This window comes from Desulfarculus baarsii DSM 2075, assembly GCF_000143965.1.
Lineage (GTDB): Bacteria > Desulfobacterota > Desulfarculia > Desulfarculales > Desulfarculaceae > Desulfarculus > Desulfarculus baarsii.
The window spans coordinates 1,084,151-1,102,220 of the sequence record NC_014365.1; the positions used below are offsets into that span (position 1 = coordinate 1,084,151).

15 protein-coding genes are annotated in these 18,070 nt (G+C 64.0%); 13 read left to right on the top strand and 2 right to left on the bottom strand.

The annotated features are described in order from the left end of the window. Positions 1-20 precede the first annotated feature (20 nt). Positions 21-1,910 (top strand): lytic transglycosylase domain-containing protein, encoded by a 1,890-nt coding sequence (locus tag DEBA_RS04885; RefSeq protein WP_013257797.1) that lies wholly within the window; start codon positions 21-23, stop codon positions 1,908-1,910. Positions 1,911-2,517: 607 nt separating this feature from the next. On the opposite strand, the gene DEBA_RS04890 is transcribed toward DEBA_RS04885, so the two are convergent. Beyond that, positions 2,518-4,563 (bottom strand): thioredoxin domain-containing protein, encoded by a 2,046-nt coding sequence (locus DEBA_RS04890; protein WP_013257798.1) that lies wholly within the window; start codon positions 4,561-4,563, stop codon positions 2,518-2,520. 200 nt (positions 4,564-4,763) lie between these two features. Between DEBA_RS04890 and DEBA_RS04895 the strand changes: the two genes are divergently transcribed. The 4 genes from DEBA_RS04895 to DEBA_RS04910 all read left to right on the top strand — a co-directional run bounded on the left by DEBA_RS04895 (position 4,764) and on the right by DEBA_RS04910 (position 7,038). After that, positions 4,764-5,240 carry a cytochrome P460 family protein gene (locus tag DEBA_RS04895; RefSeq protein WP_013257799.1) on the top strand — a complete coding sequence of 159 codons (477 nt, stop codon included), beginning with the start codon at positions 4,764-4,766 and terminating at the stop codon, positions 5,238-5,240. 38 nt (positions 5,241-5,278) lie between these two features. Next, on the top strand, positions 5,279-5,713 hold the full coding sequence (locus tag DEBA_RS04900) for a hypothetical protein (protein WP_013257800.1): 435 nt from the start codon (positions 5,279-5,281) through the stop codon (positions 5,711-5,713). 158 nt (positions 5,714-5,871) lie between these two features. Beyond that, positions 5,872-6,345: a hypothetical protein gene (locus DEBA_RS04905; protein WP_013257801.1), complete on the top strand. Its 474-nt coding sequence runs from the start codon at positions 5,872-5,874 to the stop codon at positions 6,343-6,345. A gap of 183 nt (positions 6,346-6,528) precedes the next feature. Continuing rightward, positions 6,529-7,038 carry a PaaI family thioesterase gene (locus DEBA_RS04910; RefSeq protein ID WP_013257802.1) on the top strand — a complete coding sequence of 170 codons (510 nt, stop codon included), beginning with the start codon at positions 6,529-6,531 and terminating at the stop codon, positions 7,036-7,038. Positions 7,039-7,069: 31 nt separating this feature from the next. Here DEBA_RS04910 and DEBA_RS04915 read toward each other — a convergent pair whose 3' ends face one another. After that, positions 7,070-7,429, bottom strand: coding sequence for a hypothetical protein (locus DEBA_RS04915; protein ID WP_013257803.1), 360 nt, complete (start codon positions 7,427-7,429; stop codon positions 7,070-7,072). Positions 7,430-7,601: 172 nt separating this feature from the next. On the opposite strand from DEBA_RS04915, the gene DEBA_RS04920 reads away from it, so the two are divergent. The 8 genes from DEBA_RS04920 (at position 7,602) to DEBA_RS04955 (ending at position 18,043) form a co-directional block, all read left to right on the top strand. Further along, positions 7,602-9,512 carry an Rne/Rng family ribonuclease gene (locus DEBA_RS04920; RefSeq protein ID WP_013257804.1) on the top strand — a complete coding sequence of 637 codons (1,911 nt, stop codon included), beginning with the start codon at positions 7,602-7,604 and terminating at the stop codon, positions 9,510-9,512. A 374-nt stretch (positions 9,513-9,886) separates the two neighbouring features. Further along, a complete protein-coding gene (gene aprB, locus DEBA_RS04925; protein ID WP_013257805.1) occupies positions 9,887-10,342 on the top strand; it encodes an adenylyl-sulfate reductase subunit beta in 456 nt (151 codons plus the stop codon). A 23-nt stretch (positions 10,343-10,365) separates the two neighbouring features. After that, on the top strand, positions 10,366-12,234 hold the full coding sequence (gene aprA / locus DEBA_RS04930) for an adenylyl-sulfate reductase subunit alpha (RefSeq protein WP_013257806.1): 1,869 nt from the start codon (positions 10,366-10,368) through the stop codon (positions 12,232-12,234). 363 nt (positions 12,235-12,597) lie between these two features. Beyond that, entirely contained in the window at positions 12,598-13,836 is a 1,239-nt protein-coding gene (locus DEBA_RS04935) for an FAD-dependent oxidoreductase (RefSeq protein ID WP_013257807.1), read from the top strand. Positions 13,837-13,842: 6 nt separating this feature from the next. Then, the gene (locus tag DEBA_RS04940; protein WP_013257808.1) at positions 13,843-16,080 is read left to right on the top strand and encodes a hydrogenase iron-sulfur subunit; all 2,238 of its coding nucleotides are present in this window, start codon (positions 13,843-13,845) and stop codon (positions 16,078-16,080) included. 80 nt (positions 16,081-16,160) lie between these two features. Further along, positions 16,161-16,805 (top strand): 4Fe-4S dicluster domain-containing protein, encoded by a 645-nt coding sequence (locus tag DEBA_RS04945; protein ID WP_013257809.1) that lies wholly within the window; start codon positions 16,161-16,163, stop codon positions 16,803-16,805. 1 nt (position 16,806) lies between these two features. After that, entirely contained in the window at positions 16,807-17,685 is an 879-nt protein-coding gene (locus DEBA_RS04950; protein WP_013257810.1) for a CoB--CoM heterodisulfide reductase iron-sulfur subunit B family protein, read from the top strand. 85 nt (positions 17,686-17,770) lie between these two features. Continuing rightward, a complete protein-coding gene (locus DEBA_RS04955) occupies positions 17,771-18,043 on the top strand; it encodes an ogr/Delta-like zinc finger family protein (protein WP_013257811.1) in 273 nt (90 codons plus the stop codon). The last annotated feature ends 27 nt before the right edge of the window (positions 18,044-18,070 follow it).

The following is an 18,070-nucleotide window of genomic DNA, read 5'->3' on the forward strand; positions in this document are numbered from 1 at the left end:
GCACACACGGAGAACCGGTCATGCCCCGCGCGCTAATCGTGGCCCTTGCCGCGGCCCTTTCCCTGCTGACGGCGCTGACGGCCCCGCCCGCCGCCGCCGAACCCAGGGAGGTCTGCTGGATTCTGACGTTGGATTATCCGCTGGTGCGCCAGTTGATGATCGAACGGGCCTTTCCCCTGCCCGGCCAACGAGCCGTGGCCGCCGACTCCGACGACGGCTGCACGCGCATCGATCTGGCCGAACCCCAACTTTCCGGCGATTCGGGCATGCTCAAGGTGCGGGCCAAGATCAGCGTCAAGGCCGGCGTCTCGCTGCTGGGCAACTGCGCCTCGCCGGTGCGCTTCGACGGCTACGTGGACATCTGGCAGCAGATCGCCCTGGACCAACGCACCTGGCGGCTGAAAACCCACACCGTGCGCACCAGGCTCTTGGACCACGGCCGCCGACCGGTCTCGGTGGTCAACCTTGTCCTCAACCTGGTGCAGGAAAACGTCCCGGCCTACTTCGATCAATTCGACATCGACCTCTCGCCGCCGCGCCAGGATCTCGACCGCCAACTGCCGCTGTTTTTCAAGCCCGAAATGACCGCCCAGGTCGAAAGTTGGCTGGCCACCCTGCGGCCGGGCAAGGTCGAAGCCCAGGCTGACGCCATCAGGGCCCAGATGTGCATGACCGTCGACGTGCCCGAGCAAGAGCAGTTTTACGAAGAAACCCTGCTCATGCCCACCGACGAGGAAATCGACGCCTTCAGGAACTACTGGCAGGCCTGGGACTCTTTCTTCGTGGCCGAACTCCTCAGCCTTGAAAACCAGCCCCTGACCCTCGACGAACGCGATCAGGTGCTCACGGCCATGCTCGACATGCGCTACGGCTTTCTGGAGGCCCTGCGCGACAAGGACACCAGCCGCGACCTGGTGCGCCGGCAGTTCCTCGAAACATGGTCGGCCATCTCGCCGATCCTGCGCAAATACGGCTGGCAATCGCCCCAGCGGCCAACATTCAACTACTTTGCCCTGATGAGCGCTTCCGACGCCCTGGCCGCCCTCGACCGCCTGGGCCCGGCCATCGGCCTGGATATCAGCCGCGAAGGACTCTTCCGCCTGGCCCACCTGGTTTCCAGCGACCCCACCCTGGGCGAGTTGCCCTACAGCGACGCCCAAAACGACCGCCTGCGTCAAGTCCTGGGCCTGGGCCCCGCGCCGGAACGCACCGCGCCCGCCCCAGTCGGCGAGGAAATCATCCTGCCCATGCCGTCACTGGAACAAAGCTCCTGGCTCGATTTCTTCGTCTCAGCGGCCCACGCCTCGCAAATCGACGCCTCCTCCGTCGACTACGAAGCCATCGCCCCCTGGCTGCCGCCCTCCAGCGAAAACGCGCCGCAATACATCGAACGCGTGCGCGAAATGATGAACCAGGAAGCCGACGCCGTCGAACGCAAAAGCAAGCTCTCCGACAAACACAGAGGCCTCCTGCGCCTGATCATCGAAGCCTCCGCCTGGCAGGAAAGCTGCTGGCGACAGTTCATCGCCGGCCAGGGCCGCGTCACCTACCTGCGCTCCTACAACAATACGTCGGTGGGCATCATGCAGATCTACCTCGACGTCTGGCGCGGCCTTTACGACCCCGACAGCCTGCGCTGGGATATCCGCTACAACGCCAGGGCCGGCTGCGAAATCCTTGCCCTCTACATGAAACGCTACGCCCTCAAAAAAAGTCAAAACCTCAGCGACGACATCCTGGCCCGCTCTGTCTACGCCATGTATAACGGTGGCCCAGGTCAACTCGCCAAGTTCCTGCAACGACACAAAAAAGGCGAATTCTGGCTCAGCGACCGACTCTTCTGGGAAAAATACCTCTGGGTCAAATCCGGCCAGTTCCAAAACATCGCCGCATGCCTGGTCGGCGGATGAAAACTCGCCTGGTCGGGCCGGCGCCCGGCCAGGCAGAGCGGGGCCGGCGCCCGGCCTCCCAGAGCGGGTCGAGTAGGCCGGGCTAACACCTACCCTCCATGGCTCCCGGTGGGCCGGCGCCCGGCCAGGCAGAGCGGGGCCAGTGCCTGGCCTCCCAAAGCGGGTCGACAGCGTTGGATTATCACCTACCCTCCATGGCTCCCGGTGATAGGCCGCTAAATCCAGCCAACGCGATTCCGCGATTCTTTGTAGCGCCGTTATCAAAGCAGCCGCGCCCGACTCCTAAGAGCCCATGCACCAGCGCCGCGAACGGGCGGCATGGCCACGGACACCTCGGAGCCACAAACGCGCTCCAGCGGTCGGAAGGCTATTTTGCGGGGGAGGGGTGGGGCGCGGGGCGGGCGAGGGGGCGGTTTTGTCGCCGCAAAAGAGCCCCCTCCCCGCCCCGCAATGGCTTTTGCTTTTTCTTTTTCTTATCCTTAATTCTTACTCTTCATTCTTATTCTTAGTTCTTGATCTTGATCTCGATCTCGATGGCTTCCCACCCCTACCCCTACCCCTACCCCTCAACGCCTCGACCAAACCCCAAAACACCCATCGCCCGTGGCTAAAACCGCAACTCATCCGGGTCGGTGACCGGCCTGGCGCAGACGTGATCCTGACAGACATAGGCCGTGGCGCGGCCACCGACGGTGGTCATCCCGGCGGTGAAGGGGGCCAACGCGGCCAGGCGCGCGGCCTCCGGCCCTTCCGGCGGTCGCCAGAGCAGGGCACGCGCGGGGATGAATTTTTGTTGGGCCTTGGCGATCATGGCCTGGGCGGCGGGGTCGTTTTTTGCGCCGCAAATGACGATTTCCTTGGTCGGGCCTTGGGCGAAATCCAGGGCCATGAGGAGCATGGTGTGAGCCATGGGCAGGCGCATGGTTTGGGCGGCCATGGTTTGCATGAGCTGCTGGGCCATGTCTTCGAGCTGGCGCCGGCCGGTCAGGCGGGCCAGGCGCAGCAGGTTGAGGGTCATGGTGGAGTTGCCGGCCGGGGTTGCGCCGTCATAGTCGTCCTTGTCGCGCATGATCAACTTTTCGCCGTCGGCCGGGCTGAAGAAATAGCCGCCGTCGGCTTCATCCCAAAACAGCTCGCAGCATTTGTCCGTGAGCTCCAGGGCCGCTTCCAGGTGATCGAGTTCGAAGGTAGCCTCGAAAAGTTCGATCAGGCCCCAGATCATGAAGGCGTAGTCTTCCAGAAAGCCGGGGCCGCTGGCCTGGCCGTCGCGCTGACTGCGCGCCAATCGCCCGCCCGTGGCGCGCGCGGTTTGCAGGATAAACGTGGCGGCGCGGGCGGCGGCGGCGGTGAGGGCCTCGTCGGCCAGGGCCTGGCCGGCCTTGGCCAGGGCTGCGATCATCAGGCCGTTCCAGGCGGTGATGATCTTGTCGTCCTTGAGGGGCGGGATGCGTTGCTGGCGGGCGGCCAGCAGGGCCAGGCGAGCCCGTTCCAGGGCCTGCGCGGCCTGGTCGGCGTCCAGGCCGTGTTGGGTGGCGAAGTCGGCCAGGCTTTGGCGGCGATGGGGAATGCTCGTGCCGTGTTCGAAGTTGCCATCGGCGGTTATGCCGTGAAAATCGTTGAACAGTCTTCCATCGGCCTGGCCGGCGGCGGCCAGGACTTCCTGTGGGGTCCAGACGTAATATTTGCCCTCAACGCCCTCGCTGTCGGCGTCCTCGGCCGCGTAAAAGCCACCTTCCGGCCCGGTCATGCGCGTCAGGACGTAGGTGAAGACCTGGCGGGCGGTGGCGGCGAAATCCTCGCGGCCCGTGAGCTGATGGGCCTCCAGGTAGGCCATGGCCAAGAGGGCCTGATCGTAGAGCATTTTTTCGAAGTGGGGCGTCAGCCAGGGGCGATCCACCGAGTAGCGGTGGAAGCCGAAGCCGACTTGGTCGAACAGGCCGCCGTCGGCCATGGCCGTCAGGGTTTTTTCGACCATGGCCAGGGCGTCGGAGCCGGGGTTGCGGGCCTGCCAGCGCAGCAAGAAGAGCAGATTGTGCGGCGTGGGGAACTTGGGCGCTTGGCCGAAGCCGCCGAACTGGTCGTCGAAGCTTTGGCGGAGTTGGCTGTAGGCCATGCCCAGGGCGCGGGGGTCAAGGTCGGTTTTTGGCCCGGCCTGTGGTTGGATGGCCCTGGCCACTTCCTGGCCGGCCTGGATCATGCGCGCCCGTTCGGGGCCGTTCCAGCGGCGGGCGACTTCGGCCAGAATCTCCAGCAGGCCGGGTCGGCCCAAGCGGGCGGTTTTGGGGAAATACGTGCCGGCAATGAACGGTAAGCCATCGGGGGTGAGCAGGGCGGTCAGCGGCCAGCCGCCCGCGCCGCTGAGGGCCTGGCAGGCGGTCATGTAGATGGCGTCCAGGTCTGGGCGTTCCTCGCGGTCGACCTTGACGGCCACGTAATGTTGGTTGAGCAGATCGGCCACGGCCTGATCCTCGAAGGACTCGTGGGCCATGACGTGGCACCAGTGGCAGGTGGCGTAGCCGATGCTCAGGAAGATGGGTTTTTGCTGGTCGCGGGCCTTGGCCAGGGCGGCGGGGCCCCAGGGCAGCCAGTCGACGGGGTTGTCGGCGTGTTGGCGCAGATAGGGGCTTTGTTCGGCGGCCAGGGCGTTGGGCATGGCGTTGCTCTCCGTCTGGGGTGGGCGGCGCTTGTCCCGCGCCTTTCTTTTTAAGATAAACGCATGGCCCCACGGGGCAACGGCAAAAGGGCGCGGCGGGCTGTTTGGCGTTGACCATGACGGCGGTGTGCTTCATGCTGAAACAAACCTCGCCGTTGGTGAGCGGCGGTTTCGTTTGTAGGCAAACCAGGAGCATGGTCATGAAACGATTGGTCTTCTTGGTTGTCATGGTCGGCCTGTGCCTGACGCCCGGCCTCTTGGCCGGCGCGGCCGGCGACATGCCTGGCCCTGACGCCCAGGCGCTGTGGGTCTACATCACCCAGACCGACCCATACAAAAACTGGCGCGCCTGGCCCGATTATCAAGGCGTTCAGCCGGCCCGGGGGCCGCACAAGCCGCTCAATCGGGTCTTTGTCAACGGCCGCGGCCTTTCCAGCCAAAAGCCGCCGGCCAACTTCGGCACGATCGAGGTCAAAGAGACGCTGACCCAAGAGATGCAGCTGCGCAACATCACCGTGCAATACAAAATCGAAGGCTACAATCCCGACGGCGGCGACTGGTTTTGGGCCATGTACGACCCCGACGGCGCGGTGAAAATGGCCGGCAAGCTCGACGGCTGCATCGGTTGCCACGCCACGGCCAAGGGCAACGATTATATATTGGCGCACAAATTTTAGTGGCCGGGCCTGGGGGCCGGCCCGGGGAGTCCGGGGGCATGTGGCATCTTTACGCCCACCCGTTGGCCCAGATGGCGGCAACGGCCCTGGGTTTTGGGGCGCTTTGGCTGGGCCTGGCCCGGACGCGAAGCCTGCATTTTGGCGTGATCACGCCGTTCAAGCGGCGCTGGCACGCGCTGCTGGGCCAGATGACGCTTTACACGTGGCTGGCCGGCGGCGTTTTTGGCGCGCTGGCGGCTTGGGATTATTGGGGCGCTTGGCTGCACAGCGGGGCCCACGCCATGGGGGGGCTGATCATGGCCCCGGTGGCCTTGTTCGGGTTGATCAGCGGGTTGGTCATGACGCGGCGGCCGCGGCGGCGCACGGCCTTGCCCCTGGCCCATGGGTTGGCGTGCCTGACGGCGTTGGCCCTGGCCGTGGTTCAGTTTTTCAGCGGCCGCGAACTGATGGCTCAACTCGTGCCCGGCCTGTGAGGGCGCGGCCGGTTTTTTTGGCGCGGGGCGTGATTTTTGGCTGGAGTGGTCCGCCGGCGCGGCCGATAAGAACATTGCAGGCGGCGCGCGGGGAACTTGGGAACCGGCGGGCGATCTGCTAAAATTAAGCGCGTGAGCATCACAGGGAGAACCCGTTGATGACCAAGATAGACCAGATCGGCGGCGGCGTTCAAGCCGGCGAAAGCAAGCCCGGCCAGCGCGGGGTCGGAGCGGGGCAGGGCGCTTCGTTCGATGATTTCCTCACGCGGGCCATCGATGATGGCCAGGCCAGCCAGGCCGCCGGCGAATCGACCGGCCTGGGCGGGGTGAGCCAGGTCGCCGCGCCGGCCGAAGTGTTGGCCGCGACGGGCCAGGCCCATGTGACCGCCGTGGCCCAGGCCGAGGATCTGCTGGCCACCCTGGAGCAATACGCCCAGGCCCTGGGCCAGGGCGGTTCGCTCAAGGATCTGGCCGGCGTGGTTCAGGCCATGGAAACCCAGGCCGGCCTGCTGGGCGAGACGGCCGATCAACTGCCCGAGGACGATGAATTGGCCGGGCTGCTGCGCCAGGTGCGGGCCAGGGCCGAGGCCGAGGCCATGAAGTTCAATCGTGGAGACTTTATTCCGGCCTAGGCCGGCGTGAAGGGAGCGGTGGCGACCGTTCCGACGATAGGGCGGGTGGCGCTTCCCCGGCGTCGTCCGCCCCGCTTTTTGCTGGATTCCGCCGCGGGATCTGGCAAAACTTTTTGTCGGCCGCGCGCGAAACAATGAACCCGGAGACCGTCGGCCGCCACGCGGCGCGCCAAGGGATTGACCATGCCGCAAGAGGAAACCGATCGTCAGCGCACCGTGACCTGGGAAGACCCGGCCATCACCGTCAAAGCCATGGGCGACCATGGCGGGCTGGAATGGCTGGGGCTGCTCAAGGATGGTTCGTTGCCCCGGCCGCCCATCGGCGCGCTTTTGGGCTATCGCCTTAAGGATTTCGGGCCGGGCTGGGCCCTATTCGAGATGGATGACGGCCAGTGGCTCTACAACCCCATCGGCATGATCCATGGCGGAGCCCTGGCCACGCTGATGGATTCGGCCATGGGCTGCGCGGTGCACTCCACCCTGCCCAAGGGCGTGGGTTATTCCACCATCGAGTTCAAGGTGAATTTCGTGCACCCGGTAAAAAGCGGCGTGGGCCGGGTGTTCGCCGAGGCCAAGGCCATTCATGTCGGCAAGAGCATCGCCACGGCCGAGGCCACCGTCAAGGATGGCCAGGGCCGGCTCTACGCCCACGCCGTATGCACCTGCATGATCTTGCGGGCCCAAAAAGCCTAGGCCCGCGCGTGGCGGGCGGTGGCGGCCCGCTTTATTGGCCGGTGGTCGCGCCTTGGGGCTGGGTGGAGCCCTGAGCCGCGGCGTCGGGCCGCGCGTCGATGACCATGCCGCCCACGGCCTCCAGGGATTTTTCTTCCTTCCAGCGCTCGTGGGCCTGGTTGGCCTGGCGGCGGGCGGCGTTGCCCTGGCCGGCTCGGTAAACCACCTGGCCGTCTTGCTCGGTCACCGCGCCTTGGCCCTGGAGCCGCTCCAGCTCCAGCATTTTTTGGATGTTGACCTCGCTGACGCCGGCCTTTCGGAGCCGTTGCATCTCCTCGGCGGTCATGGCGGCCGCGCCGGACCAGGCCAGGACGGCGGTCGCCAGTAACGAGATTAGTGCAATAAAGCGCATGAGTTGGCCTCCGCTGTGGCGCTGTTGTCGAGTATAACTAAATATAACACGCCGCCGAAGCGCTTGTCGCGGGAGGGAAGGGGGGCCGGTTTTTGCTTTCAGACCCAAATAATTCGATTTGCCGCGGCCGCGGTGATGGCGTTTGGCCCTTGCTTGCGGTAGGATGCTGCGCATGATTAAACGAATGCTGATAAATGCCCGTGAACCCGGCGAATTGCGGGTCGCGTTGGTGGAAGGCGGCCGACTGGAGGCCTTTTTCGTCGAGACGGCCGCCCGCGAACAGACGCGGGGCAACATCTACAAAGGCGTGGTGGTCAACGTCGAACGCAGCCTACAGGCGGCGTTCGTGGACTACGGCGCGGGGCGCAACGGCTTTTTGCAGATAAGCGACCTGTGCCCGGCCTTCATCAAAGGCGCGGGCCACAACGGCCGCGTGAACAAGCCCATCCAGGAGGTGCTGCGGGCCGGCCACGAGCTTTTGGTTCAGGTGGTCAAAGAGGAAACCGCCACCAAGGGCGCCAGTCTGACCACGTTTTTTTCCATCCCCGGCCAATACATGGTGCTGACGCCCGGCCACGAGAGCCAGGGCGTCTCGCGCAAGATCGAATCCGAGGCCGAGCGCGAGCGCATCAAGGAAGCCCTGGCCGGCGCGTCGTGCCCCGAGGGCATCGGAGTCATCGCCCGCACCGCCGCCGAAGGCCGCTCCAAGCGCGAGATCCAGCAAAACCTGCAGCAGTTGTTGCGCCTGTGGCTGGACATCAAGAAACGCGGCGACAGCGCCAAGCCGCGCACGCTGATCCACCGCGAGGAAGAACTGGCCGTGCGCGTGGTGCGCGACCACTTCACCAGCGACGTCACCGAGATCCTGGTCGACGATCAAGACGTCTTCAACCGCCTGCAACGCTATCTGGCCGTGGTCAGCCCCCGGCGCAAGACCCAGCTCAAGCTCTACACCGACCCCAGGCCCATTTTCCAGAAAAGCCAACTGGAACAACAGATCCTGTCGATATACCAGCCCACTGTCCCGCTGCCCTCCGGCGGCAGCATCGTCATCCACCCCACCGAGGCGCTGGTGTCCATCGACGTCAACTCCGGCCGCAACGTCAGCGGCAAGCAGATCGAGGAGACGGCGCTCAACGTCAACAAGGAGGCCGCCGTGGAGGTGGCCCGCCAGTTGCGCCTGCGCGACCTGGGCGGCTTGGTGGTGGTCGATTTCATCGACATGCGCGACCGCGCCAACCAGCGCACCGTGCGCAAGGTGTTCGCCGACGAGCTGAAAAAAGACAAGGCCAAGATCACCATCGGGGCCATCAGCCGCTTTGGCCTGCTGGAGCTTAGCCGCCAGCGCATTCGGCCGCCCATCGATTTCGGCGCGACCATGGTCTGCCCCCACTGCCAGGGCCGCGGCCTGGTGCGCACCACCGAGGCCATCGGCCGCGGCGTCATGCGCGCCCTGGAGCACAAGCTGGGTGATGGCGACAAGAGCGGCCTGCGCGTGAGGGTGGGCACCGAGGCGGCCAACTATCTGCAGAACGTCCGGCGCGCCGACCTGATGCGCTTGGAGGAGCGCTACGGCCTGTGCATCGAGGTGTTGGCCGACCCCGGCCTTTCGCCCGAGGAATCGCGCATGGAGCGTTTCGAGGCGACGTGGACTCCGCCCCAGCCGGCCGCGCCGCCGGTGCTTCAGGCCGTAATCGAGGCCCCGGAAGAGCCCGAGCCCGAGGAGTTCGAGGAAGACGAGGCCGATGGCGAAGGCGCCGTGGAGGCTGCCGCCGCCGACGAGCCGGCGAAGAAGTCGTCCTCGCGGCGGCGCAGGGGCGGGCGGCGCAAATCGGCCAAAAAAGACGCGATCGCGCCGGCGGCCCAACCCCAGGCCGGCCCCGCGCCGTCGGTCGAGGCCAAATCAATCGTCGAAACCCCGGTTGCCGAGCAATCCGGCGAGCCGACGGCGGCCAAAAAACGGCGTCGCCGGCCATCGTCCAGACGGCGTCGCAAGCCGGCCGAGGGGCAGGCCGCCGAGGCCAGATCGGCCATCGCGGCCGCGCCCGAGCACGGCGGCGTGATCGGCGACGAGGCCGATTGAGCCTGGCCGATCCGGTCGGTCGGCCATCGCTTCGGGGCTTGTGACGTCTGACACATTTTTCTTGACAATGGTCTCGAGCCTGCGATAGAAGATCACCACTTAACTGGAAGTTTTTTCCGCGCCTCTCGCCTGCCTGGCAGGAGGGGGCCGGGCAAGCAAAATACGTTCGTTTTTTGTTTGCCTGGGGCGCGAAAAAAAGCTATACTTTGTTCCAATAGGCACAAGTAAAGATCATTGGGCGGCCTTGCCGAGCCGCGCGTGGCCAACGGGGCCGAGACCCGATGATGGTTGGCTAAAAAGAGACTGCGCGGGTGGCCCACGCAGTCGTGGAGTAGGTTGTCTCGCAACAACCAACACCCAACGGAGGAAACTGGATGCCAAGCTACGTAATCGTCGAAAAGTGCGATGGCTGCAAGGGTCAGGACAAGACTGCTTGCATGTACATCTGCCCCAACGACCTCATGCTGTTGGATAAAGACGGATCCATGGGCTATGGGGCGATGAAGGCTTTTAACCGTGACGTCTCCATGTGCTGGGAATGCTACAACTGCGTGAAGATCTGCCCGCAGCAGGCGATCGACATCCGCGGTTACGCCGACTTCATGCCTCTGGGCGGTAGCGTTGTGCCTCTGCGCGGTTCCGACAGTATCATGTGGACCGTCAAATTCCGCGACGGCAACGTCAAGCGGTTCAAGTTCCCCATCCGCACCACCGCTGAAGGTTCCGCCGATCCGATGGGCGGCTTCCCCGTGGGCGACGGCGACATCAAATCCGCAAACCTGATGACCGAGCCGGCTTCCTGCGGCGCAGACGTACTTCCCACCCGCTAAGGTCAGAAGGAGGAGGATAAACAATGCCGAATTTCGAGACTGTTCAGGTCACTACCGACCTTCTGATCTGTGGTGGCGGCATGGCTGCGGCCGGCGCCGCCGTCGAGGCCGCTTATTGGGCCAAAAAAAATGGTTTGAAAGTCACCTTGGTTGACAAGGCCGCTTTCGACCGTTCGGGCGCGGTGGCCATGGGCCTCAGCGCCATCAACGAGTACATCGGCTACGCCGCCGGCGACAACTCGCTGGAAGACTACGTGAAGTACGTCCGCCAGGACCTCATGGGCATCGCCCGTGACGACTTGGTGTACAACATCGCCCGTCACGTTGACGGTTCGGTGCATCTGTTCGAAAAATGGGGTCTGCCGATCTGGACCGACGAGAACGGCAAGTTCGTTCGCGAGGGTCGTTGGCAGATCATGATCAACGGCGAGTCCTACAAGGTGATCGTGGCCGAGGCCGCGAAGAACGCCATGAAGGACGCTGGCTGCGACATCATCGAGCGCGTGTTCATCGTCGGTCCGATCATGGACGGCGAGCGCGTGGCTGGCGCCTACGGCTTCAGCACCCGCGAGAACAAGTTCTACGTGTTCAACGCCAAAGCCACCATCGCCGTGATGGGCGGCGCCGTGCACGTGTTCCGTCCGCGCAGCGTCGGTGAAGGTCTGGGCCGTAGCTGGTATCCGCCGTTCAACAGCGGTTCGACCACCTACTTCACCCTGCAGGCCGGCGCCGAGATGACCTGCCAGGAGATCCGCTTCATCCCCGTGCGCTTCAAAGACGCTTACGGCCCGGTGGGTGCGTGGTTCCTGCTGTTCAAGAGCCGCGCCACCAGCGCCACCGGCGGCGAGTACATGGCCGAGCGCAAGGCCGAGCTGAACAACTGGGCCCCCTATGGCCTGGTGAAGCCGATCCCGGCCAACCTGCGTAACTACCTGGGCATGCTCGACGTCGACGCCGGCCTGGGCCCGCTATACATGGAGACCGCCGAGGCCATCCAGAAGCTGGCCGACGCCTTCAAGGACGATCCCAAGGCCTTCAAGAAGAAGATGAAGACCCTGGAGAACGAGGCGTGGGAAGACTTCCTGGACATGACTTGCTCGCAGGCTCTTCTGTGGGCCTCCAGCAACATCTACCCCGAGCAGAGCCGCTCTGAGATCGCCGCTTGCGAGCCTTACTTCATCGGTTCGCACTCCGGTGGTTCGGGCGCCTGGGTCTCCGGTCCCGAAGACGTCAGCACCCCCTACAAGTGGGGCTACGGCAACATGACCACCACCAAGGGCCTGTTCACCGCTGGTGACGGCTCTGGCGCCTCCAGCCACAAGTTCTCCTCGGGCTCGCACGCCGAGGGTCGCTTCGCTGGCAAGGAAGCCGTTCGCTTCATCCTCGACAACAACACCCTGCCCGCCCTGGGCGACGTCGAGGCCCTGAAGGCCAAGGCTCTGGCTCCTCTGGCCCGCTTCGAGGAGTTCTCGGCCCTGTCGACCGACCCCCTGCTGAACCCCAACTACATCCGCCCGATGCAGTTCATGTTCCGCCTGCAGAAGATCATGGACGAGTACGCGGGTGGCGTCGTCAGCGCCTTCAAGACCTCCGACAAGCTGTTGGAGCGCGGTCTGGAGCTGCTGGCCATGCTGCAGGATGACTCTGGCAAGCTGGCCGCCAACGGCGTCTACGAGCTGGAGCGTTGCTGGGAGAACGTCCACCGCATGTGGCAGGCCGAGGCCCACGTGCGCACCATCCTCTTCCGCGAGGAGACTCGTTGGCCGGGCTACTACTTCCGCGCCGACAAGCCCAAGATGGACGAGGCCAATTGGAAGTGCTTCGTCAACTGCACCTTCAAGGATGGCAAGTGGGAAATGAAGAAGGTTCCCGTTGTCCCCATGGACGTGTAGTGGCGATCCACTAGCGTGAGCAACTCCAGGCGCCGCACAGGCGCCTGGAGTTTTTTGCCCGCTCCGGGCGGCGGGCGCCTCCCGTGGCGGACAAAAGACTGTGTTTGCCGAAAACAGCGCGAATCTTCACGCTGGAATGCGCATCTTTCTGCTCTGGCCGCCAGCAAGTTCTGGACGTCGGTGACGGGAAGTTGTATATTCTTTCACTAATCTTATGCCCAAAGGGCCAGGAAAAAACGCCTCCGCCCGACATCACCCATCCGCGGCGAGGTCGCGGCGGTGGCTCGGGCAATCGTTGACCGGCGGTCGGCGGGGGCGACGATGCTATTTACCGGAGGACACTAAATGACAGAGGAGAGCACGATGGGCCAAGCAATCATGGTCGTCGGTGCTGGCATGACCGGGCTCAGCGCCGCTCTGGAAGCGGCTGAAGCCGGCTGCAAGGTGGTTCTGGTCGAAAAGAACCCCTACCTTGGCGGTCGAGTGGCTCAGCTGCACCAATATTTCCCCAAGCTTTGCCCGCCCTACTGCGGCTTGGAGATAAATTTCCGGCGCGTCCGCAGCAACAGCAACATCGACATCCTGACCATGGCCGAGGTCACCGCCATCAGCGGCGAGCCCGGCAACTACAAAGTCAGCGTCAAGCAGTCCCCGCGGTTTGTCAACGACAAGTGCACCGCCTGCGGCAAGTGCGCCGAGGCCGTCGAGACCCAGATCGACAGCGCCTTCAACTATGGCCTGTGCAAGACCAAGGCCGCTTACTTGCCCCACGACCTGGCCTTCCCCTACCGCTACGTCATCGACCCCAGCATCATCGGCACTCCCGAGGCCCAGAAGGCCAAGGACGCCTGTCCTTATGACGCGGTGGTTCTCGACGACGCCGAAAAAGAGCTGACCTTCGAGGTCGCTTCGGTGATCTGGGCCGCCGGCTGGACCCCTTACGATCCCAGGAAGGTCCAGTACTACAACTTCGACAAGAGCCCCAACATCGTCACCAACGTGCAGATGGAGCGCCTGGCGGCCTTCAGCGGCCCCACCGGCGGCCAGATTCTGCGCCCCGGCGACGGCCAGGCCCCCAAGAGCGTGGCCTTTATCCAGTGCGCCGGCTCCCGCGACATCAACAACATGCCCCAGTGCTCGACGATCTGCTGTCTGGCCAGCCTCAAGCAGGCGACCTACGTCCGCGAAAAGCTGCCCGAGGCCAAGGTGACGATCTACTTCATCGACATCCGGGCCATGGACCGCAACGAGGACTTCTACACCAAGGTCAAGGCCGACGAGGGCGTTTCGTTCGTCAAATCCAAGATTGCCATGATCGAGCCCCAGGACGACGGCAGCCTGATCCTCGAAGGCGAAAACACCACCACCGGCGAACGCTTCAAGGCCCAGCACGACCTGGTCGTCCTGGCCACCGGCATGCAGCCCAACACGGCGCTCAGCAAGGTTCCGGCCGAGGTCGAATACGATGAATACGGCTTCATGCGCCAGGGCGAAGGCATCTTCGGCGCGGGCACGGTTCGTCGGCCCAGCGAAGTCGTCACTTGCGTGCAGGACGGCACCGGCGCGGCCCTCAGAGCCATTCAACTGGTGGCCGGGAGGTAAATGATCATGAGCAAGAACGCAGTTTGCTATCTCTGCAAGGGCTGTGGCATCGGCGACGCCCTTGATTTCGAACGGCTTACCGAGGTCGTCGAGGAGGGCGGCGTCAGCGAGGTCAAGGAACATGACGCGCTGTGCTCTCCCGAGGGCCTGGCGATGATCAAAGAGGACATCGACGGCGGCGTCGACGCCGTGTTGATCGGCGCTTGCAGCAGCCGCGTCAAGACCGACGAGTTCTCCTTTGGCGGCGGCGTGGTTGTCGAGCGCACCAGCCTGCGCGAGCAGGTGGTGTGGTGCACCAGCCCCGACGCCACCGATGACGGCGAGGAAGATCGCCAGATGCTGGCCGAGGACTACCTGCGCATGGCCTGCGTCAAGCTGGAAAAATGCCAGCCCCTCACGCCGTTCCAGCTCGAAGGCGAGATCTACAAGAGCCTCATGGTCGTTGGCGGCGGTCCCGCCGGCATGAGCGCGGCCATCCAGGCCGCCAAGGCCGGCAGCCAGGTCTTCTTGATCGAAAAAGAAGACAAGCTGGGCGGTTTCCTCAACACCATCGACAAGTTGGGCCCCCAGAGCCCGCCCTACACCGAGTTGGAAGACAACCCGGTGGCGGAGATGGTCGGCCAGATCGAGGCCTCCGACAAGATCAAGGTCTTCACCGGCTGCACCGTGGCCAAGACCGCCGGCGCGCCCGGCAAGTTCGACGTGGAGCTGTCCAACGGCGAAAAGTTGCAGATCGGCGCCATCGTCCAGGCCACCGGCTGGCTGCCCTATGACGCCAGCAAGTTGGCCGACGAGCTGGCCTACGGCTCCTCGCCCGACATCGTCACCAACGTCGAGTTCGAGCAGATGGTCAAAGATGGCAAGCTGGCCCGCAAGTCCGATGGCGAGGATATCGCCGCCATCGCCTTCATCCAGTGCGCCGGCTCCCGCGACCAGAACCATCTGCCCTATTGTTCGGCCTTCTGCTGCCTGGTCTCGCTGAAGCAGGCCATCTACGTCAAGGAGCAGAACCCCGAGACGGCCGTCTACGTCATCTACAAAGACATCCGCACGCCCAGCCAGAGCGAGGAAGTCTATCGCGAGGCCCAGCGCAAGGGCGTGATCTTCATCCGCCGCGACGAGACCTACCCGACCATCACCGCCGGCGACAAGCTCAGCCTGGAAGTCAACGACGTCCTGCTGGGCGAGGACGTCAGCCTCGAAGAGCTGGACATGGTCGTGCTGGCCACCGGCATGCGGCCCAACAACCCCAAGGTGGTCGACGCGCCGCTGGTGGCCTTTGGCGAGGACCAGGAAGTGGCCAAGAAGCTGACCGCCGAGGCCAAGGCCGCCTGCGAGGATTGGTCGGTGCTCAACCTGGACTACCGCCAGGGCAAGAACCTGCCGACCCTCAAGTACGCCATGCCCGACAGCCACTTCATCTGCTTCCCCTACGAGAGCCGCCGCACGGGCATTTACCCGGTGGGCACCGTCCGCCGGCCCATGCGCCTGACCCAGGCCATCGACGACGGCGTGGGCGCGGCCCTCAAGGCCATCCAGGCCATCAAGGCCGCCGAGGCCGGTTGCGCCGTGCATCCGCGTAGCGGCGACGAAAGCTTCCCCGAGTTTTTCATGCAACGCTGCACCCAGTGCAAGCGCTGCACCGAGGAATGCCCCTTCGGCGCCATCAACGAGGACGAGAAGGCCAACCCGCTGCCCAACCCCACTCGCTGCCGTCGTTGCGGCGTGTGCATGGGCGCTTGCCCCGAGCGCATCATCTCCTTCAAGAACTACTCGGTGGACATGATCGGCTCGATGATCAAGGCCATCAACGTGCCCGAGGAGGACGATGAGAAGCCGCGGGTGATCATGCTGGCCTGCGAAAACGACGCCCTGCCGGCCATCGACATGGCCGCGGCCAAGGGCATGACCTGGAGCCCCTACGTGCGGCTGATCCCCATCCGCTGCCTGGGCTCGATGAACCTGGTCTGGATCGCCGACGCGCTGTCTTCGGGCATCGACGGCGTGGTGCTCTTGGGCTGCCGTCGCGGCGAAGACTACCAGTGCCACTTCATCAAGGGCTCCGAGCTGGCCAACGTGCGCATGTCCAAGATCTCCGAGACGCTCACCCGCCTCGTGTTGGAGAGCGACCGCGTGGCCGTCGAGGAAGTCAGCATCACCGACCTGCACAAGATTCCCGCCATCATCGATGCGTTCATGGAAACCATCGAAGAGGTTGGCCCGAACCCCTACAAGGGCTTCTAGGATAGTTGAGGGGGCCCACGCTCGTGGGCCCCTTTTTTTATCCACTGAATGAATTTTGTTCATAGAGCGCGAGGTCTTAGATGGATTCAAACCTTGAGAACGTCGCTGCCGGTGCGCAGGGGACCCAGAGCAAGGATAAAGCGCCTGCCACTCGGGCCTATGAACCCGACTTCTGCAACGAGGTCTACGAGAAAGTAGATTGCGGTTCTGAAATCAAGCAGTGCATGCAGTGCGGAGTCTGCGGAGCCACTTGCCCGTTGCGGGATCAGATGGTTTATGGGCCGAGACAACTGTGGATGCTGATCCGGGCGGGTCGCCGGGAACAAGTGCTCAATTGCCCGGACATCATGCTATGCACCTCGTGCTACACCTGCAAGGTGCGTTGCCCGCGCGGCGTCAGGGTTATCGACGTCATGCACGGGCTGGCCAACTACGCCATCAAACAGGGCATCATGCCGCGCGAGGAGACCGTCAAGTTCGGCCGGGTGTTCTGGAAATCGATTTATAAAAAAGGCCGTGTCGACGAAACGGCGGTGGGGCAGGGTTACGCCTTGGCCGACGGCCTGGTCAAGGGCATCAAAAACGGCCTGGAAATGGCCCCCATGGGCCTGGCCATGGTTACCCACAAGCGCATGGGGCTGCTGCCGGTGCGGGCCATCAAGGGCATCAAGGACTTGCAGAAAATGCTGGACAAGGCCGCCCAAATGACCGGCGAGGAGGCGTAGCATGGACTATTTTCTTTATTCAGGCTGCTCCCTTGACGCCAGCGCCTCCCACTACATGATCAGCCTGGAGGCCGTGTGCAAGGCCCTGGGTGCCCATCTGAAGGATATCGAGGACTGGAACTGCTGCGGCGCCTCCATCGCCTATATCGGTGGCAACGAGATGCAGCAGATCGTGCTCAACGCGCGCAACCTGGCCCTGGCCGAAAAGCAGGGCGGCATGGATATCATCGCGCCGTGCTCGTCGTGCTACATCATGATGAACAAGTACAACCGCGAGCTCCAGGAAAACCCCGCGTTGCTGGCCAAGGTCAACGGCATCCTGGCCGAGGGCGGCCTGAGTTATTCGGGCGGCCTGAAGGTGCGGCATATCCTGGACGTGCTCTACAATGACATCGGCGTGGACAAGATCAAGGGCCAGTTGCGCAAGCCGCTGACCGGCGTCAAGGTGGCCTCGTACTATGGCTGCCAGACCACGCGGCCTTTCGGCGAGTACGACTCGATGGAGTCGCCCACGACCCAGGACGAGCTGCTGGCCGCTCTGGGCGCTGAGGTCGTGCCGTTCGACAAAAAGGTCAAGTGCTGTGGCTCGGGCCTGTTCCTCACCGAGATAGAACTGTGCGCGCGCCTGGCCGATGACATCATCGGCAACGCCAAGGACCATGGCGCGGAGGTGATCAGCACCGCCTGCCCGATGTGCCAGATGAACCTGGAGGTTTATCAGCCGCGCATCAGCAAGATCCTGGGCAAAGAGATCAAGATGCCCGTGGTGTTCATCACCCAGCTCATGGCCGTGGCCCTGGGGTTGGACCCCAAAAAAGATGCGGCCCTGGATCGCAATATAGTGGCGCCCGAAAGCGTGTTGCGCGCCGCCGCGGCCTGATTATCATTATAATAAGACGCGACGTCCGCGCCGGGGTGTGCGCCCCGGCGCGGGCCTTTGACGGGCTCAAGCTGAAGGGTGCATAATGAGCGAGGCAAAAGACAAAAGCATCTGCCCCCACTGCGGCGAGCAGATGAAGAAATGGGCCTCGCCGGTCACGGCGACGTGGGGCGGCGAGTTTCTGTGGATCTGCTTCAACGACAACTGCGGCTACTATCAGCGCGGCTGGGATCACACTTTCAAGAAAATCGGCGTCAAGGCCAGCTACCGGCACCGCTACGACCCCGAGACCGGCCAGGAAGGCCCCTTCCCGGTCAACTCTCCCGATGCGGGAAAAGACGGCATCATCGACGGTTGAGGCGCAACTTTCCCCAAACGGGCGGGG